An 18973-nucleotide genomic window follows, 5' to 3' on the forward strand; every position below is an offset into this window, starting at 1 on the left:
GCGCGGCGGCGGGCAGGGCGATCAACAGCAGGATGAACAGAAAACCACGACCCATAAAATCGACCAGAAACGAACGCGTTGGGTTGCAGCATAGGTCAGGGTTGGTGATTGACCCAAGTTGTAAACATTTGGGCATGATTTCCCAAGCGCCACAAAACCCTTGTAGGAGCCGGCTTGCCGGCGATGGCGTTCTCACGGGCGCCATCGCCGGCAAGCCGGCTCCTACAAAGGGGCACCCGTTAATTGCGGGCACAAAAAAGGCCTCCCGAAGGAGGCCTCTTTTTGTCACGCCGCTTGCGCAGGCGCTACCGGATCAGCAGCTGTAGTACAGCTCGTATTCCAGTGGGTGTACGAAGGTACGTACCTTGATTTCTTCTTCGCTTTTCAGAGCGATGTAAGCGTCGATGAAGTCATCGGAGAACACGCCGCCTTTGGTCAGGAACGCACGACCTTTGTCCAGCTCTTCCAGGGCTTCTTTCAGGCTGCCGCAAACTTGTGGGATCTCTTTCGCCTCTTCAGGCGGCAGGTCGTACAGGTTTTTGTCAGCTGCATCGCCAGGGTGGATCTTGTTCTGGATACCGTCCAGGCCAGCCATCATCAGTGCTGCGAAGCACAGGTACGGGTTGGCAGCTGGATCCGGGAAGCGTGCTTCGATACGGCGGCCTTTCGGGCTCGACACGTAAGGAATACGGATCGAAGCGGAGCGGTTACGGGCCGAGTAGGCCAGCATCACTGGAGCTTCGAAGCCTGGAACCAGACGCTTGTAGGAGTTGGTCGCCGGGTTGGTGAAGCCGTTCAGGGCCTTACCGTGTTTGATGATGCCGCCGATGAAGTACAGAGCGGTATCGGACAGACCGGCATAGCCTTCACCTGCGAAGGTGTTCTTGCCGTCTTTCCAGATGGACATGTGCACGTGCATGCCCGAGCCGTTGTCGCCGTACAGAGGCTTAGGCATGAAGGTAGCGGTGCGGCCGTAGGCATCGGCCACGTTGTGCACGACGTACTTCAGGGTTTGGGTTTCGTCGGCTTTCTTCACCAGGGTGTTGAACTTGACGCCGATTTCGTTCTGGCCGGCAGTTGCCACTTCGTGGTGGTGAACTTCGACGGTCAGGCCCATTTCTTCCAGTGCGTTGCACATGGAGGTACGGATTTCGTGGTCGTGGTCGAACGGTGGAACCGGGAAGTAACCGCCTTTGACGCCTGGACGGTGGCCTTTGTTGCCGCCTTCCACGTCCTGGTCGGACATCCACGAGCCTTGTTCAGAGTAGATCTTGAACATGGAACCGGAGATGTCGGACTTGAACTTCACTTGGTCGAAGATGAAGAACTCTGGCTCCGGACCGGCATACACAGTGTCGCCGATGGCGGTGGATTTGAGGTATTCCTCTGCGCGCTTGGCGATCGCACGTGGGTCGCGATCGTAGCCTTGCATGCTCGAAGGTTCGATGATGTCGCAGACCAGGATCAGGGTCGGCTCTTCGGTGAACGGGTCCAGTACGGCAGTGCTGTCGTCCGGCAGCAGGATCATGTCGGAGGCTTCGATGCCTTTCCAGCCAGCGATGGAGGAACCGTCGAACATCTTGCCGACTTCGAAGAAGTCTTCATCCAGCGCGTCGCGAGCCGGCATGGTCACGTGGTGCTGGGTGCCTTTGGTGTCCGTGAAGCGCAGATCAATCCACTTGACGTCATGATCTTTGATGAGTTGAACCGACTTCGACATAGTGTCCTCCGGGTGGCTTCGGGCTTAGTAGTGGATGCCCTTAGAATGTGGGTGATGCCGGCGCGAATACTCTGCCAAGGCAACCTGCCTCACAAGGGAGCAAATTGCATGCCAGTGCCCCACCATGGGTTTTTTGCCCCAATATCACGCTTATAAAGGTGTAAAGCGCATTAATGGAGAAAATCCCGCCCTACAATGTGGCGCTAAAATCAATAAATGACCTGTTTTGGTGCGTGCAAAACCTTCTGCACATTAACTGGTTAAACCTTGAGCAATTTCCGCTATAATCCGCGCCCCCCTTTTTCGGCAGGCCTCGCGCGCGCTGTTTCCATGAAATTAATCGTAAAAGTCTTCCCAGAGATCACCATCAAGAGCCGCCCGGTACGGATGCGTTTCATCCGCCAGTTGGCCAAGAACATCCGTGCCGTGCTCCGCGATCTGGATCCGGCCGTGGTGGTGAACGGCGTGTGGGACAACCTCGAGCTGGAAACCCGCGTCAGCGATCCCAAGGCTCTGAAGGAGATGGGCGAGCGTCTGAGCTGCATGCCGGGCGTCGCGCACTTCCTGCAAATCGATGAGTACCCGCTGGGTGATTTCGACGACATCGTTGAAAAATGCAAGCAGCACTACGGTGATGCGCTGGCCGGCAAGATTTTCTCGGTGCGTTGCAAACGCGCCGGCAAGCACCCATTCAGCTCGATAGATATTGAGAAATACGTCGGCAGCCAGTTGCGCCGCCAGTGCGGTGCCGCCGGGATCGACCTGAAAAAGCCTGAAATCGAAGTCCGAATCGAAGTTCGCGACCAACGGTTGTTCGTGATCCACAGTCAGCACAACGGCATCGGCGGTTATCCGCTGGGTGCACTGGAGCAGACACTTGTGCTGATGTCCGGCGGCTTCGACTCCACTGTGGCGGCCTACCAGATCATGCGTCGCGGCCTGATGGCCCACTTCTGCTTCTTCAATCTGGGCGGAAGGGCCCACGAACTGGGCGTGATGGAAGTCGCGCACTTCATCTGGAAGAAGTACGGCAGCTCCCAACGCGTGTTATTTGTCAGTGTGCCGTTCGAGGAAGTACTGGGAGAAATTCTCGGTAAAGTCGATAACAGTCATATGGGCGTAGTATTGAAGCGTATGATGTTGCGCGCTGCGACCCAAATTGCCGATCGACTGCAAATCGAAGCGCTGGTGACCGGGGAGGCGATCTCCCAGGTGTCGAGCCAGACATTGCCGAATCTGAACGTGATCGACTGCGTGACCGAGAAGCTGGTGCTGCGCCCGCTGATCGCCAGTCACAAGCAGGACATCATCGATCTGGCCAACGAAATCGGTACCGCCGATTTCGCCCGGCACATGCCGGAGTATTGCGGGGTCATTTCAGTCAACCCGAAGACGGCTGCCAAGCGCCACCGGGTGGAGCATGAAGAGAAAGAATTCGACATGGCTGTCCTTGAGCGTGCGCTCGAGAACGCCAAACTGGTGCCGATCGATCGCGTGATCGACGAATTGGGCCAGGATTTGCAAATCGAAGAAGTCAGCGAAGCACTGGCGGGCCAGATCATCATCGACATCCGTCACCCGGATGCCGCTGAGGACGAGCCGCTGGAACTCGATGGCATTGAGGTACAGACGATGCCGTTTTATGCATTGAACGCTCGTTTCAAGGAACTGGACCCTACTCGCCAGTACCTGCTGTATTGCGACAAAGGCGTGATGAGTCGCCTGCATGCCCACCATTTGCTCAGTGAGGGGCATGCCAATGTGCGCGTTTATCGACCGAGCTAAGAGCCCGGGGCTGTTTGCCTGTGGCCTGCGTCATCGGCCCCCCGACTCTGCCGTCAAGCTGTAACGGCAAGGCCTGACTCTACTGTTAATCGCTGCCAAGACTTGTCAGCACACCGAATCCTCTGATCGAGATACACAAGTGATCGAAAATCTACGCAACATCGCCATCATTGCTCACGTTGACCATGGTAAAACCACCCTGGTAGACAAACTCCTGCGTCAATCCGGCACTCTGGAGCGCAACGAGCTCAACGACGAGCGCGTGATGGACTCCAACGACCAGGAAAAAGAGCGCGGTATTACCATTCTGGCGAAAAACACCGCCATCAACTGGAACGGCTACCACATCAACATCGTGGACACCCCGGGCCACGCCGACTTCGGCGGCGAAGTTGAACGCGTAATGTCGATGGTTGACTCCGTTCTGCTGCTGGTTGACGCTCAAGACGGCCCTATGCCGCAAACCCGTTTCGTGACCAAGAAGGCTTTTGAAGCCGGCCTGCGTCCGATCGTGTGCATCAACAAGGTTGACCGTCCAGGCGCGCGTCCGGACTGGGTTCTGGACCAGATCTTCGACCTGTTCGACAACCTGGGTGCCACCGAAGAACAGCTGGACTTCAAAGTCGTCTACGCCTCGGCCCTGAACGGCATTGCCGGTCTGGACCACACCGACATGGCTGAAGACATGACCCCGCTGTACCAGTCGATCGTCGACAACGTACCTGCGCCGAAAGTTGACCGTGAAGGCCCGTTCCAGATGCAAATCTCGGCACTGGACTACAACAGCTTCCTGGGTGTTATCGGTGTTGGCCGTATCGCTCGTGGTAGCGTCAAGCCGAACACTCCGGTTGTCGCCATCGGCGCCGACGGCAAGAAACGCAACGGCCGTATCCTGAAGCTGATGGGTCACCACGGTCTGCACCGTATCGACGTTGAAGAAGCGTTTGCCGGTGACATCGTGTGCGTGAGCGGTATGGACTCGCTGTTCATCTCCGACACCCTGTGCCAGCCGGACAACGTCGAGGCGATGAAGCCTCTGACCGTTGACGAGCCAACCGTTTCCATGACCTTCCAGGTAAACGACTCGCCATTCTGCGGTAAAGAAGGCAAGTTCGTGACTTCCCGTAACATCAAGGAACGTCTGGACAAAGAGCTGCTGTACAACGTTGCACTGCGCGTTGAAGAAGGCGACTCGGCTGACAAGTTCAAGGTTTCCGGCCGTGGTGAGCTGCACCTCTCGGTACTGATCGAAACCATGCGTCGCGAAGGCTTCGAAATGGGCGTTGGTCGTCCTGAAGTGATCATCCGTCAGGTTGACGGCGTGAAGCAGGAACCGTTTGAAAACGTCACCATCGACACTCCTGAAGAATCCCAGGGCAAGGTCATGGAAGAGATGGGTCTGCGTAAGGGCGACCTGACCAACATGGTGCCGGATGGCAAAGGCCGTGTGCGTCTGGAATACAACATCCCTGCTCGTGGTCTGATCGGTTTCCGTAACCAGTTCCTGACCCTGACCAACGGTGCTGGCATCCTGACCTCGATCTTCGATCGCTACGACACCATGAAGTCCGGCGACATGTCCGGTCGTCAGAACGGTGTTCTGGTATCGGTAGAAACCGGCAAGGCTCTGACCTACTCCCTGGAAACCCTGCAGGCACGTGGCAAGCTGTTCGTTGAACACGGTCAGGAAATCTACAACGGTCAGATCGTTGGTCTGAACAGCCGTGATAACGACATGGGCGTCAACCCAACCAAAGGTAAGAAGCTCGACAACATGCGTGCTTCGGGTAAAGACGAAACCATCGCTCTGGTTCCACCTGTTCGCTTCACCCTGGAACAGGCTCTGGAATTCATCCAGGACGACGAGCTGTGTGAAGTTACGCCTAAGTCGATCCGCCTGCGTAAGAAGATCCTGGACGAAGGCGAGCGTACCCGCGCTGCCAAGAAAGCCAAGAACTGAGTCTTAGTTCAGGCTGAATGAAAACGCCCCCGGTCGAAAGGCCGGGGGCGTTTTTGTTTGTCTGCGATTTGTGTGGCGTCTGTACCGGCCTCATCGCGAGCAGGCTCGCTCCCACAGGGTATTGATGGTGAACACATAATTTGTGCACGACACCAATCACTGTGGGAGCGAGCCTGCTCGCGATGAGGTCAGGTCAAGCAGCGAAGATTCAGATCAGAATTTCTCGAGAGGCCGACGGCTGCTGCTGGTCTCGCGCGCCACTTCTTTCGGCTTGTAAGCGCAATACCCAGGTCGCGGCCCGATCTTCGGGTGGTTGCGGCAAGTATCCGGGCGCTTTTCATAAATAGTGCACAGACGGCTCTTACGATCCAGGTACAGGCAATCGTTGTTGCTCATGCGCTGGAGGGTGAAGATCTCGGTCTTCTGGCTGTAACGCTCGACGATCCCTTCCTTCTGCAAACGCTTGGCGATGTTCTTCGCCGGTTCGCCGCGCTCGAACTCGTCGACGATACCGATGCGGATCAGATCCTTGATCTTGACCTCGACCGGCAGGGTGCAGCAGCTGGATATGCAGGAACCGCACATCGGCGCAGAGTATTTGGCCCAGGTATCGAGACGATCGATCTCTGCGGCGGCGATCAGGTTGGGCTTCATCATCGGTTGTTACCAGCGTGTGCATCAGGGCGCGCGATCATACCGGGACTGGTGGATTTTTGAACAACCTTTCGCCAGATTTTTTTAACTGTGGTCAACAACACGTGAATTCCGGCACGGCCCCTGCATTGATTCAGGTACACGACAAGGTAATGCCGACCTATCTCGCACTAACAGGAAAAACTGCCGAACCAGAGCCTCTACCGCCTGTCAGACCGTCTAGGCTCAGACAACTCAAAGCTCGCTCGAGGTCTTATCGATGACTCAAGAACCACTTGTTCGCGAAGCAGAGGTGGCCGCATTCCGCGACGCCGTCTTGACCAAACTCACCTACGCGGTGGGTAAAGACCCGGATCACGCCTTCGACCACGACTGGTTCGAAGCCATTGCGCTGGCGGCGCGCGATCACATGGTCGAGCACTGGATGGATCACACCCGGCAGATCTACCGCAAAGGTCAAAAGCGGGTTTATTACCTCTCCCTGGAATTTCTCATCGGCCGGCTGCTCTACGACAGTTTGAGCAACCTCGGCCTGCTCGACGTCGCCCGCGAAGCGCTGACCGAGCTCGGCGTCGACCTAGAACGCATCCGCCTGCTGGAGCCCGACGCAGCCTTGGGCAACGGCGGCCTCGGTCGTCTGGCGGCGTGCTTCATGGAAAGCATGTCGACCCTCGGCATCGCCGGCCATGGCTATGGCATTCGTTATGAGCACGGCTTGTTCCGCCAGGCGATTGTCGATGGCTGGCAGCAGGAACAGACCGAACACTGGCTGGATTTCGGCAACCCGTGGGAATTCGAACGGCCAGAAGTGGTTTACCCGATCGGCTTCGGCGGCAGCGTCGAAACCGTGACCGACTCAAACGGCAAGTCCAAGCAAGTCTGGTCCCCGGCGGAAACCGTGCGCGCCATTGCTTATGACACCCCGGTAGTCGGCTGGCGCGGGGCGAGCGTCAACACGCTGCGCCTGTGGCGTGCCCGCGCGATGGAAGATTTGCACCTTGAACGCTTCAACGCCGGCGACCACCTCGGCGCAGTCGCTGAAGTGGCGCGGGCGGAAAGTATCTCTCGCGTGCTGTACCCGGCGGACAGCACCGAAGCCGGCCAGGAACTGCGCCTGCGCCAGGAATACTTCTTCGTCGCTGCATCTCTCCAGGATTTGCTGCGCCGTCATCGCAACATGCACACCTCGGTGCTGACCCTGGGCGACCACGCGGCAATCCAGCTCAACGACACTCACCCGTCCATTGCCGTGGCCGAGCTGATGCGCCAATTGGTCGATGTCTACGACGTGGCGTGGGACGCCGCGTGGCAGGTCACCGTCGACACGCTTTCGTACACCAACCACACGCTGTTGCCGGAAGCGCTGGAAACCTGGCCGGTCGGTTTGATGGAGCGGATGCTGCCAAGGCACATGCAGATCATTTACTTGATCAACGCCCAGCACATCGATTCGCTACGCGCCAAAGGCATTCACGATTTTGACGTGCTGCGCGCGGTATCGCTGATCGAAGAGGACAACGGTCGCCGTGTGCGCATGGGCAACCTCGCGTTTCTCGGCTCCCACAGCGTCAACGGCGTGTCCGGGCTGCACACGCAACTGATGCGCAAAACCGTGTTCTCGGAACTGCACAAGCTCTACCCGGAGCGGATCAACAACAAGACCAACGGCATTACCTTCCGCCGCTGGCTGTATCAGGCCAACTCGGAACTGACCTCGATGCTGGTCGATGCCCTCGGCCCTGATCTGTTGGATAACCCGGAAGAGCGCTTGCTCGATCTGGAACCGTTCGCGGAAAAAGCCGCGTTCCGCAAGGCCTTCGCCGAGCAGCGCCTGCACAGCAAAAAAGCGCTGGCGTACATCATTCACGAGCGCCTTGGGGTTGCGGTCAACCCGGCGGCGATGTTCGACGTGCAGGTCAAACGGATCCACGAATACAAACGTCAGTTGCTCAACTTGCTGCACACCGTCGCGCTGTATCAGGCGATTCGCGCCGAGCCGGAAATCGACTGGGTGCCGCGAGTGAAAATCTTCGCCGGCAAGGCCGCCGCCAGTTATCACCAGGCCAAGCTGATCATCAAACTGACCAACGACATCGCCCGGGTGGTGAACAACGACCCAACCGTGCGCGGCTTGCTCAAAGTGGTGTTCCTGCCTAACTACAACGTCAGCCTGGCGGAGAGCATCATTCCGGCGGCGGATTTGTCCGAGCAGATTTCCACCGCAGGCTTTGAGGCGTCGGGCACCAGTAACATGAAGTTCGGCCTCAACGGCGCGCTGACGATTGGCACGCTGGACGGCGCCAACGTGGAAATGTGCGAGCGCATCGGCGCCGAGCACATGTTCATCTTCGGCCTCAGCGCGCAGCAGGTTGAAGCGCGCAAACAGAATCATGAGTTCAATGCGACGCCGGACATTGCCGCGTCCCATCGGCTGAATGACGTGCTGCAAGCGATTCGTGGCGGGGTGTTCTCGCCGGATGATCCATCCCGTTACACCGGCTTGATCGACTCGTTGATCGACTATGACCGCTTCCTGGTCTGCGCCGATTTTGATTCCTACTGGGATGCGCAGATGCGTGTTGAAGCCCATTGGCACGACTCGAACGAGTGGTGGCGTTCGGCGGTGTTGAACACGTCCCGGATGGGCTGGTTCTCTTCTGACCGGACCATTCGCGAGTACGCGACGGATATCTGGAAGGCATTGGAGTAACTTTTAGCCACAAATGTGCGCAAGGTCCGACGGTTGTTGGACCTGACCGATATACTAAGCACCAGTTTCACCGGGCGGTATGCATGGCAATCCATTGTGGGAGCGAGCCTGCTCGCGATGAGGCCCTGACATTCAATATCAATGCTGAATGTCAGGGCCTCATCGCGAGCAGGCTCGCTCCCACAGGTTTGTGTGGTTTCACACTAGACTCAGCCAAATGCTGCTTTCCCCGGATTCGCCCCGCAGCGGGGCCGCTTAGGGATATCGACCATGCAATGGATGTTCATGCTGATTGGGCTGGTGCTGGGCTGGATACTCGACGAGTCGTTCAGCGACGCGCTGTTGGGTGCGTTACTCGGGTTGGGTATCGGCCAGGCCATTCGCATCGGCCGTTTGGGTTCACAGGCGGCTGAACAGCGCGCTCTGCTGGAGCAGGCGCAGGTCGCACTGAATGCGGTCCAGCAACGCCTGGCCACGCTGGAGGTGTCTGGCGTCAAGGCGCCTGAAACCAGCGAGCCGCTTGCCGAGGAACCGCTTGCCAGCGAACCGGCCCCGTCCCCGGTATTCATTCTCGAAGAAGTCCCTGTCTCTACCCCGGAGATGGTCTGGGAACTCCCGCCCGAACTCGAACCGATCACCGCGACAGCGACGCAAACCAGCCGCCCGCTGCCCGACGATGCCTGGAAGCCCGAGCCGGTTGCCCGCGAGCCCGCCGTCCCGCGTGGCCCGAACTTCATCGAGCGCGCCATCAGCGGCGCCCGTAACTGGCTGTTCGGTGGCAACACCGTGCTGCGGGTCGGTGTGGTGCTGTTGTTCCTCGGTCTGGCGTTTCTGCTGCGTTATGCCACCGAAGGCATGGTGGTGCCGATCGAACTGCGTTACGCCGGGGTGGCGGCGGCTGCGTTGGCCCTGCTCGGTCTGGGCTGGTGGCTGCGTCATCGCAACACTAACTATGCGTTGATGCTGCAAGGCACCGGGATCGCCGTGTTGTACCTGACGGTGTTCGCGGCCATGCGTTTGCATCCGCTGCTTGATCCGACGGCGGCGCTCGGGCTGCTGGTGGCGGTGACGGTGTTCTCGGCCATTCTGGCCATCACTCAAGACTCGCTGGCACTGGCCTGCGCCGCCGCGTTGGGTGGTTTCGCCGCGCCGATCCTGACGTCCACCGGCGCCGGCAACCATGTCGCGCTGTTCAGCTATTTCGCCTTGCTCAACGCCGGCATTCTCGCCATCGCCTGGTTCAAGGCCTGGCGGCTGCTCAACCTGATCGGCTTTGTCGGCACCTTCGGCATCGGTTTCGCCTGGGGCCTGCGCTCCTACACCCCGGAGCTGCTGTGGAGCACCGAGCCATTCCTGATTGTGTTTTTCCTGATGTACCTGGCCATCGGGCTGCTGTTTGCCCGGCGCAAGTTGCTGGAAATGAGCGACGCGCCCGAGGACGACAGCCGCGAGGCGCTGCTGCACTGGTCGGCGCGCAAAGGTGACTACGTCGACGGCACGATGCTGTTCGGCCCGCCGCTGGTAGGTTTCGGTTTGCAGTTCGCGCTGGTCCAGCATCTGGAGTTCGCTGCCGCTTTCAGTGCATTGGCGCTGGGCATGATTTACATGGGCCTGGCCCGCCTGCTGATGGGTGGCCGAGCGTTGTTGCTGGCGGAAACCTGTCTGGCGTTGGGCGTGATCTTCGCCAGTCTGGCGATCCCGTTGGGGCTTGATGCGCGCTGGACAGCGGCCGCTTGGGCGGTGGAAGGTGCCGGGATTTTCTGGCTCGGATTGCGTCAGCAACGACCGCTGGCGCGCGCCTTTGCATTGCTGCTGCAACTGGGCTCGGCGCTGGCGTTCCTCAGTGAGCTGCGGTTCGGCGAAAGCAGCCTGCTGGAAGGTGCGCTGCTGGGCGCGTTGATGCTCGGTGTGGCGCTGCTGTTCAGTTTCTACCAATTGCGCAACGCCTTGCCTGAGCAGACGTTGGCGTGGGAGCGCAAAGGCTTGCCGGTGCTGGCCTGCCTAGGTTTGACCTTCCTCTATCTGCTGGCGCCGCTGTTCTTCTTTACCCACGGCACGGCGATCAGTTGGGCGCTGGCCGGTCTGGCGACGTTGTTTGTCGGTCTGCGTCTGCAATCGCGCACCTTCCTCTTCACCGCGTTCGCTGTGCAATTGCTGGGCGGCGCGTTGTTCCTGCTGCGCCTGCAAGGTGCGAGCGGTGAGTCTGGCGCGGTGTTCAGCGCGGGTTGGAGCGGTTTGCTCAGCGCGTCGCTGATTGGCCTGGCGTTGATCGCCGGTATGTTGCTGGCCGCCCGCGATGACATGGTGCGCAGCGATATTCGGCTGTTGCGCGGTTTGTCGGTGGTGTTGCTGGCCGGCCTGGTGCTGATCAACCTCGCCGTGCTGTTCGTGCTGCCGTGGCAAACCGCAAGTGCGGTGTGGGCGGCCAGTGGTCTGTTCATTATCTGGCTGAGCCTTTATCTGAAGCAGCGGGTGAGTTTCGTCTTCGGTCTGCTGTTGCAGGTGATTGGCGGGGCGGCGTTCCTGTTCGCCGGGCCGGACCTGCTGGGGCCGCTGGCCAGCGAAGGGCTCAAACCATTGGCGCATAGCGGATTCTGGACGCCGTTGGTGCTGGGGCTGGCGGCGTTGGTCGGCGCCTGGCGCTTGCAGCTCGGCAACCATGCATCGGCGTTCGATGTCCTGAGTTTGCAGCGTTTGTCTGAAGTGCTGCTGGTGTGGGGCGCGGGTTGGTGGGCGCTGGCGTGGATCAGTGAAGTGCTGCGCTTTGCACCGGTAAATCTTCAGGCGACGTTGCTGCTAACGGTCGCGGCGCTGAGCGTGGCGCTGTGGGCCGTGTTGGCGTTGCGCCTGAAATGGCCGTCGCTGGGTTTGCTCTGCACCATGCTGATTCCTGCAGCGGGTGTGGTATTGCTCGGGGCGTGGCACGCGCGTTACCACCCGGCGGCCGACTTTGGCTGGCTCGTCTGGGCGGCGGTGTTCGTCGTGCATTTCATCTCGTTGCGACGTCTGGCGCCAATGCTCCCCGAGCGGGCTTTGAGTGCGGCTCATGTGCTCGGCTGCTGGTTGTTGATCGGTGTACTGGCGCTGGAGTTGCGTTACGGCTTGCTGCTGTTGTCCGAGCAATACAACGCCTGGCGTTGGCTGGGTTGGGCGATTCTGCCGAGTGTTTATCTGGTGTTGATGGCCGCACCGCGTGCCTGGCCGTGGCCGGTGTCGGCTTATCCGCGCGAGTATCGACTGTACGCGGCGGCGCCGCTGGCCTTACTCATGCTCGGCTGGTTCTGGCTGGCGAACATTGTCAGCGACGGCACAGCCGAGCCGCTGCCCTATGTGCCGCTGATCAATCCGCTGGAGTTGGGGCTGCTGTTTGCGCTGTTCGGCGTTTACGTGTGGGCCCGCAGCGCCGTGACGCAACTGGCGATCCGCAAGGACATCTTCGATCACGCCACGCAGCTGATTGCGGGCGTCTCGCTGTTTGCGTTCTTTACCGCGCTGGTGATGCGCACGGCGCACCATTGGGGCGCTGTGCCGTATGAGCTGGATGCACTGCTCGAATCGATGTTGGTGCAAGCCGGTCTGTCCATTGTCTGGACCTTGATGGCGCTGAGTCTGATGATCGGCGGCCATCTGCGTCATCGTCGTGAAGTCTGGCTGATCGGTGCGGCGCTGATCGGTGTGGTGGTCGCGAAACTGTTCTTTGTCGAATTGAGTAACCGTGGCGGACTCGCCCGGATCGTCTCGTTTATCGGTGTTGGCGTGTTGCTGTTGGTGGTGGGCTATTTCGCCCCGTTGCCGCCCAAGCGCGTCGATGCTGCGCCGGAATCTGAAAAACCGGCCCCGGAAACCGAAGGAGTGTCGTCTTGAGTCAGAAGCTGAACCTGGTCTGGTTGGGCGCTGTTGCGTTGGGCGTGGCGCTGTCGGCCAACGCGCAGGAAAAACCGGCGGACTTCGCCACGCAAGTGCCGTTGACCGTGAGCGGCGAAGGTCCATGGTATCGCCTTGAATTGCCTTTGGCCGTACAGCTGAATGCGCGACAAACCGACCTCAGCGATGTGCGCGTGTTCAACGCGGCCGGTGAGGCTCAGGCCTACGCCGTGGCGCGGGAGACCGCGAAAACCGGCGAAACCCCCACCCTGACCGACGTGAAATGGTTCCCGTTGTACAACTCGGCGGACGCCACCGAGCGCGCGCCGAGTGTGCGGGTGCAATCGAGCGCCAATGGCACGCTGGTCGAAGTGCAGCCGTCGAGTCAGCTGGAGGTGGGCGAAGAAGTGCTGAGCGGTTGGCTGCTCGACGCCAGCGGCATCAAGGCACCGTTGCAGCAATTGATCCTCGACTGGACCAGCGAGCGCGATGGCTTCCAGCGTTTCAGCATCGAAGCCAGCGACGATTTGCAGCATTGGCAGTCGTGGGGTGACGGGCAGGTGGCGCGGCTGACGTTTGCCGACGAGCGGGTCGAGCAGCATGAGGTCGGCTTGCCGGGACAATCAGCGCGTTATCTGCGCTTGTTGTGGAACACGCCGCAATCGGCGCCGATATTGACCTCGGCGCAACTGCAAAGCGCCAGCACGCGCAGCCTGCCGCTGCCATTGGTCTGGTCGCAACCGTTAGCGGGCGCCAGCGTGAAGGCGGGTGAATACACCTGGCAATTGCCGATGGGGTTGAACGTCGAGCGCGTGCAGGTCGAACTGAATCAACCGAACAGCCTGGCGCCGGTGACGTTGTCCGGTCGTCGGGAAAGCAGCCTGCCGTGGCAGCCGTTGAGCAGTGGTTTGCTCTATCGCCTGACCCAGAGTGGCCAGGACGTGGTGCAGAACGAATTGCAGTTGCCGGGGCAAACCGTGCAGCAGTTGAAGTTGACGGTGGACGAGCGCGGTGGTGGCTTGGGCGCTGAGGCGCCGACGGTGCGTTTCGCTGTGCGTTCGACGCAACTGGTGTTCCTGGCGCGCGGCGCCGGGCCTTATACGCTGGCGTTGGGCAATGCGACGGTGAAAGCGGCGAACCTGCCGCTGGCAACGCTGATTCCGGATTACAGCGCGGCGAAGTGGGCGGCGTTGGGCAAGGCGACGGTGTCGGGTGGCGTGGTAGAGACGCCGACGTCCACACTCACATCCGTTGCACAGGCTGAACCTAACTGGAAGAAGTTCGGGTTGTGGGCGGTGTTGTTGCTGGGTGTTCTGTTTTTGGCGGCGATGGCGTTCAGCTTGTTGCGTAAACCTCCGGCCAATTCCTGAGAAAGGCTGGCGCTACGCGCCATTCGCGGGCAAGCCTCGCTCCCACATTGGAATGCGGTCAACTGTGGGAGCGAGCCTGCTCGCGAAGACTGACTGTCAGGCAGCAAAAATCTCAAAACTGCCACCTGTCGCCCGCCCACATCCGGCCGGTTTCGATCTACGCTAAACCCGGCACATGAACTCTGTTGGACGTATCACGTCTGATAGGAGGAAATACGCCCCGACTCGCGTTAAACTGCGCGGGTTTTTAGCCCCCCATTCCACCGGAGCCTTCCATGTCCCGCGTTACCCTGAGTCGCTATTTGATTGAGCAGACCCGTAGCAACAACACCCCTGCCGATCTGCGTTTCCTGATCGAAGTGGTGGCGCGCGCCTGTAAAGAAATCAGCCACGCCGTCTCCAAAGGCGCCCTGGGTGGTGTTCTGGGCAGCATGGGCACTGAAAACGTCCAAGGTGAAGTGCAGAAGAAGCTGGACGTGATGTCCAACGACATCCTGCTCGAAGCCAACGAATGGGGCGGTCACCTGGCCGGCATGGCGTCCGAAGAAATGGACAATGCCTACCAGATCCCGGGCAAATACCCGAAAGGCGCGTACCTGCTGGTATTCGACCCGCTGGACGGTTCGTCGAACATCGACATCAACGCGCCGGTCGGTACGATCTTCTCGGTGCTGCGTTGCCCGAACGAATACCTGACCCAGAACGAGCCTTTGAACGAAAAGGCCTTCCTGCAGCCAGGCGCTCAGCAGGTTGCCGCCGGTTACGCGATCTACGGTCCACAGACCATGCTGGTGCTGACCCTGGGCAATGGCGTCAAAGGCTTCACCCTGGACCGTGAAATGGGCAGCTTCGTACTGACCCATGAAGACATCACGATCCCTGAGTCCACTCAGGAATTCGCGATCAACGCCTCCAACCAGCGTCACTGGGAAGCGCCGGTACAGCGTTACGTCAGCGAATTGCTGGCTGGCGATGAAGGCCCGTTGAAAAAGAACTACAACATGCGCTGGGTTGCCGCGATGGTTGCCGACGTGCACCGCATCCTGACCCGTGGCGGTCTGTTCATGTACCCACGCGACAGCCGTGAGCCGTCGAAGCCGGGCAAACTGCGCCTGATGTACGAAGCCAACCCGATGTCGTTCCTGGTTGAACAGGCGGGCGGCGCGTCCACCGACGGCCACCAGCGCATCCTCGACATTCAACCGGAAGGCCTGCACCAGCGCGTAGCAGTGTTCCTCGGTTCGAAAGAAGAAGTCGCACGCGTCACGGCCTACCACCAGGAGTAAACATGACCGCGCCCTGGCAGCCGTTGCTCGAATGGTGGTTCGGAAATTCCGAATCGTCGAATGAAGTAGCGGCTGAGAAGGGCAGGTTATGGTTCGGCAAGCACGACAGCCAGGACCTCGAAGCGCAGACGCGTTTCGGGGACTGGGTCGAGCAGGCACTGGCCGGCGGATTGACTGACTGGGCGCAACGCCCGGAAGGTTGGCTGGCCTTGGTGCTGCTGCTCGATCAACTGCCGCGAATGATCTTTCGCGAAACACCCAAATCCTTTTCCGGCGATTTCAGGGCTCAGGCACTGGTGGCGCAAGGCATTGCTGCGGATTTTGATCGGCAGTTGCGTCCGATTCAGCGGGTGTTCATCTATCTGGTGTTCGAGCACTGCGAGAATCTGGCGGTGCAGAATGAGGCCGTCTCACGCTATATCGATCTGGTGGCGCAACAGCCGGAGGGCGACCGGGCGCTGTTCGGCGATTATCTGAATTATGCCGAGAAGCATCAGCAGGTGATTGCGCGGTTTGGACGGTTTCCGCATCGCAATGCGGTGTTGGGAAGGGAGTCTACGGTTGAGGAGTTGGTGTTTCTTTCGCAGCCTGGGTCAAGGTTCTAAATCTTTATCGCGGCTGATGCCGTCATCGCGAGCAGGCTCGCTCCCACAGTGGATCTCCAGCGTTACGAAGATCCATGTGGGAGCGAGCCTGCTCGCGATGAGGCCCGTAAAAGCGCTTTAGATCCTGAAGCTACCGACCAATTGCTTAAGACGCGCCGCCTGCTGCTCCAGATCGGAACACGCACGCAACGTCGCCTGCAAATTCTCCACCCCTTCCTGATTCAGCGTGTTGATCTCGGTAATGTCGACATTGATCGACTCCACCACCGCAGTCTGCTCCTCCGTCGCTGTCGCCACGGACTGGTTCATCCCGTCGATCTCACCAATCCGCTGCGTCACGCTACCCAGACGCTCGCCCGCCTGATTGGCGATGCCGACGCTGCTTTCACTCTGACGCTGGCTGTCGGTCATGGTGCTCACCGCTTCACGGGCGCCGACTTGCAGTTCCTCGATCATCTTCTGCACTTGCTGCGCCGAGTCCTGGGTGCGATGCGCCAGGTTGCGCACTTCGTCGGCGACCACGGCAAAACCGCGCCCGGCTTCACCGGCACGGGCGGCTTCGATGGCGGCGTTCAGCGCCAACAGGTTGGTCTGCTGCGAGATGCTGGTGATCACTTCCAGAATCTGCCCGATGTTTACCGTGTTGCTGTTGAGCGTCTCAATGTTGCCGCACGAATCGCTGATCTTCGCCGAGAGCTGCTGCATCGCCGCGATGGTTTTATCCACCACTTGCTGACCGTCTTCGGCCAAGGCGCGCGCGTCGCTGGAATGCTGCGAGGCGAGGGCGGCGTTCTGGGCAATTTCCTGGGCGGCGGCGCCCAGTTCATTGATGGCGGCGGCCACGCTGCTGGTGCGCGAGGCTTGCTGATCGGAGTTGAACATCGACGAGTTGGACGCGGCGACAACACGCAGGGCGACTTCGTTGACCTGGCCGGTGGCCGAGGACACTTCGCGGATCGAGGTGTGAATACGCTCGACAAAGCGGTTGAACGAAGTACCCAGCGCACCGAATTCGTCGTGGCCGTGAATGGTCAGGCGCTTGGTCAGGTCGCCTTCACCTTCAGCGATGTCATGCATGGCGCGGCCCATGGTCAGCAGCGGCTGCATCAGGAAACTGATCAACATGCCCAGCAGCGCGATGATGATCACCACCGCGATAACCATGGCGATGATCGCCGAGGTGCGGAATTCGCTGAGCATCGAGAACGCGGTGTCCTGATCCAGCACCAGCGCCACATACCAATCCGCCGACGGCACGCCGTTGACGTGGGTGAAGGAGATGAACTGGCGCTTGCCGTCGATCTCGACCTCTTTCATGCCCGGGCTGACTTGCGGCGCGCCGTTCGGGTAGGCCTCGGCGAGGTTCTTGAGCACCAGTTTGCTATCCGGGTGGATCAGGATCTTGCCGTCGGCGCTGACGATAAACGCATGGCCGTGACCACCGAAGTTCAGCGAGTTGATGATCGCGCTGACGCTGGACAGGTCAATGTCGGCGCCGGCGACGCCGATCATCTGGTTCTGATGCTTCACCGGTGTGGCCACGGTGATCACCAGTTTGCCGGAGGACGCGGCAATGTACGGTTCGGTGACGATGGTCTGTTGCGCGCCGTTGGCCGCCTTGTACCAGCCACGTGCGCGGGGGTCGTAATCGGCGGCGCGATTGCCGGCCGGAACCGAGAACATCACGCCGTCAGTGCCGCCGAAGTAGCTCAGCTGGAAATTGCTGGTGTAGGCCGGCAGGTCGATGGCGCGCTTGAGGCTGGCCTGGGCGCTGCCGTCCACGGCGATCTGTTGGGACAACGATTGCAACAGCTGGATGCGGCTTTCCAGCCAGGTTTGAATGTTGCTGGTGGTCAGGCTGCCAAGTTCCTGCATCGACGATTCGGTACTGCTGCGCAAGGTCTGGCGCTGGCGGTAGTCGTTGAAGAGGATAAAACAGGCGAATGCAACGGCCACCACGAGGGCAGCAGCCAACAAGATTTTGTGGCTGAACTTCATGTTTCTGGTCATTAAATGAACTACCGCGGAGGTGCTGGTCGACAAGGGGCGTCAATTTGCCACAGGAACGGGCTTTGCGCTGCTTTTATGTCGACTGAGCGGCGCCAAAGATTAGGCGGAATCTGTCAAAACCGACGAAATGCTCAACAACGCGAGAAAGTGGCTGATTTTTCGGCAAAAGGCAGACGAGCGGCCCGATAAATAGGCGCTCGGTCAGGGAACCAGACAGGGGTTTTCTCTTCTAAGCTTCAGCTTGGCTGTCATGCCATTCCCCTTTGTCCCAGGAGCTACACAATGTCGCTGCGTTCCATCGCCCTGCTTTCGTTCTGCGTCTTGCTGGCCGCGTGCGGCAAAATCAATCAGGAAAACTACTCCAAGTTGTCGACAGGCATGGCCAAGGCCGAGGTGGAAACCTTGCTGGGCAAACCTACCGACTGCGCGGGCGCGCTCGGCATGTCCAGTTGCACCTGGGGCGACAAGAACAGCTTTATCAGCGTGCAGTACGCCGGTGACAAAGTGTTGATGTTTTCCGGCCAAGGCCTGAAGTAAACCGGGGCGATATGCCCACGGGAGAAAAACAATGAAGCGGTTATTGATCCTCCTTTTTGCCAGCCTGGTATTGGCCGGCTGCGCCACTTCTGGTGAAAATCCGTTGGCGCCGAAAACGGTCAACAGCGTCAATCTCAAGAAGTACCAAGGGACCTGGTACGAGTTGGCGCGTCTGCCGATGTATTTCCAGCGCAACTGCGCGCAATCCGAAGCGCATTACACGCTCAAGCCGGACGGCAACATTCTGGTGCTGAATCGCTGCCTGACGGCGGATTGGCAATGGGAAGAGGCCAAGGGCACGGCTTATCCACAGGTGCCGGGCAAGACCGACAAGTTGTGGGTCGAGTTCGATACCTGGTTTTCGCGGTTGATACCGGGTGTGGCGAAGGGCGAATACTGGGTGTTGTTCGTCAGCGACGACTACAAGACTGCGATCGTCGGCGACCCGAGCCGCCGCTATCTGTGGCTGGGG

At 59.7% G+C, this 18973-nt stretch carries 12 protein-coding genes and 1 pseudogene; 9 read left to right on the forward strand and 4 right to left on the reverse strand.

The features are described from left to right. Positions 1–313: 313 nt before the first annotated feature. Positions 314–1720, reverse strand: a complete 1407-nt coding sequence (glnA, locus tag PMI32_RS18030) for a type I glutamate--ammonia ligase (protein ID WP_008028021.1) — start codon at positions 1718–1720, stop codon at positions 314–316. A 330-nt stretch (positions 1721–2050) separates the two neighbouring features. Between glnA and thiI the strand changes: the two genes are divergently transcribed. Both thiI and typA read left to right on the forward strand, forming a co-directional pair. Beyond that, positions 2051–3505: a tRNA uracil 4-sulfurtransferase ThiI gene (thiI, locus tag PMI32_RS18025; protein ID WP_008028023.1), complete on the forward strand. Its 1455-nt coding sequence runs from the start codon at positions 2051–2053 to the stop codon at positions 3503–3505. A 139-nt stretch (positions 3506–3644) separates the two neighbouring features. Further along, a complete protein-coding gene (gene typA, locus PMI32_RS18020; RefSeq protein ID WP_008028025.1) occupies positions 3645–5465 on the forward strand; it encodes a translational GTPase TypA in 1821 nt (606 codons plus the stop codon). Positions 5466–5678: 213 nt separating this feature from the next. Here typA and PMI32_RS18015 read toward each other — a convergent pair whose 3' ends face one another. Next, the gene (locus PMI32_RS18015) at positions 5679–6119 is read right to left on the reverse strand and encodes a YkgJ family cysteine cluster protein (protein ID WP_085988407.1); all 441 of its coding nucleotides are present in this window, start codon (positions 6117–6119) and stop codon (positions 5679–5681) included. Between the two features lie 259 nt (positions 6120–6378). Between PMI32_RS18015 and PMI32_RS18010 the strand changes: the two genes are divergently transcribed. The 5 genes from PMI32_RS18010 (at position 6379) to PMI32_RS17990 (ending at position 15954) form a co-directional block, all read left to right on the forward strand. After that, positions 6379–8829 (forward strand): glycogen/starch/alpha-glucan phosphorylase, encoded by a 2451-nt coding sequence (locus tag PMI32_RS18010; protein ID WP_008028030.1) that lies wholly within the window; start codon positions 6379–6381, stop codon positions 8827–8829. 270 nt (positions 8830–9099) lie between these two features. Next, positions 9100–12693 carry a DUF2339 domain-containing protein gene (locus PMI32_RS18005; RefSeq protein ID WP_008028032.1) on the forward strand — a complete coding sequence of 1198 codons (3594 nt, stop codon included), beginning with the start codon at positions 9100–9102 and terminating at the stop codon, positions 12691–12693. After that, entirely contained in the window at positions 12690–14063 is a 1374-nt protein-coding gene (locus PMI32_RS18000; RefSeq protein WP_008028034.1) for a DUF3999 domain-containing protein, read from the forward strand. Before PMI32_RS18005 ends, PMI32_RS18000 begins: the two co-directional genes overlap by 4 nt. A gap of 275 nt (positions 14064–14338) precedes the next feature. Beyond that, positions 14339–15349, forward strand: a complete 1011-nt coding sequence (locus tag PMI32_RS17995; RefSeq protein ID WP_008028035.1) for a class 1 fructose-bisphosphatase — start codon at positions 14339–14341, stop codon at positions 15347–15349. Between the two features lie 2 nt (positions 15350–15351). After that, on the forward strand, positions 15352–15954 hold the full coding sequence (locus PMI32_RS17990) for a DUF924 family protein (protein WP_008028037.1): 603 nt from the start codon (positions 15352–15354) through the stop codon (positions 15952–15954). A 117-nt stretch (positions 15955–16071) separates the two neighbouring features. Here PMI32_RS17990 and PMI32_RS31075 read toward each other — a convergent pair whose 3' ends face one another. Both PMI32_RS31075 and PMI32_RS31080 read right to left on the reverse strand, forming a co-directional pair. Next, positions 16072–16836: a methyl-accepting chemotaxis protein gene (locus tag PMI32_RS31075; RefSeq protein WP_371927683.1), complete on the reverse strand. Its 765-nt coding sequence runs from the start codon at positions 16834–16836 to the stop codon at positions 16072–16074. A 93-nt stretch (positions 16837–16929) separates the two neighbouring features. Then, positions 16930–17964, reverse strand: a pseudogene (locus tag PMI32_RS31080) (HAMP domain-containing protein); the annotation flags it as partial. Positions 17965–18246: 282 nt separating this feature from the next. On the opposite strand from PMI32_RS31080, the gene PMI32_RS17980 reads away from it, so the two are divergent. Both PMI32_RS17980 and PMI32_RS17975 read left to right on the forward strand, forming a co-directional pair. Beyond that, a complete protein-coding gene (locus tag PMI32_RS17980; protein WP_008028040.1) occupies positions 18247–18501 on the forward strand; it encodes a hypothetical protein in 255 nt (84 codons plus the stop codon). A gap of 31 nt (positions 18502–18532) precedes the next feature. Next, the coding region (locus tag PMI32_RS17975) for a lipocalin family protein (RefSeq protein WP_008028042.1) at positions 18533–18973 on the forward strand (441 nt) is incomplete at its 3' end.

Origin of the sequence: Pseudomonas sp. GM60 (assembly GCF_000282415.1) — a bacterium.
Classification (GTDB): Bacteria; Pseudomonadota; Gammaproteobacteria; order Pseudomonadales; family Pseudomonadaceae; genus Aquipseudomonas; species Aquipseudomonas migulae.

Coding starts and splice junctions, on each gene's coding strand:
- glnA (WP_008028021.1), bottom strand. CDS start 1,720: ATGTCGAAGTCGGTTCAACTCATCAAAGATCATGACGTCAAGTGGATT.
- thiI (WP_008028023.1), top strand. CDS start 2,051: ATGAAATTAATCGTAAAAGTCTTCCCAGAGATCACCATCAAGAGCCGC.
- PMI32_RS18015 (WP_085988407.1), bottom strand. CDS start 6,119: ATGAAGCCCAACCTGATCGCCGCCGCAGAGATCGATCGTCTCGATACC.
- PMI32_RS18010 (WP_008028030.1), top strand. CDS start 6,379: ATGACTCAAGAACCACTTGTTCGCGAAGCAGAGGTGGCCGCATTCCGC.
- PMI32_RS18005 (WP_008028032.1), top strand. CDS start 9,100: ATGCAATGGATGTTCATGCTGATTGGGCTGGTGCTGGGCTGGATACTC.
- PMI32_RS17995 (WP_008028035.1), top strand. CDS start 14,339: ATGTCCCGCGTTACCCTGAGTCGCTATTTGATTGAGCAGACCCGTAGC.
- PMI32_RS17990 (WP_008028037.1), top strand. CDS start 15,352: ATGACCGCGCCCTGGCAGCCGTTGCTCGAATGGTGGTTCGGAAATTCC.
- PMI32_RS31075 (WP_371927683.1), bottom strand. CDS start 16,836: ATGTTCAACTCCGATCAGCAAGCCTCGCGCACCAGCAGCGTGGCCGCC.
- PMI32_RS17980 (WP_008028040.1), top strand. CDS start 18,247: ATGTCGCTGCGTTCCATCGCCCTGCTTTCGTTCTGCGTCTTGCTGGCC.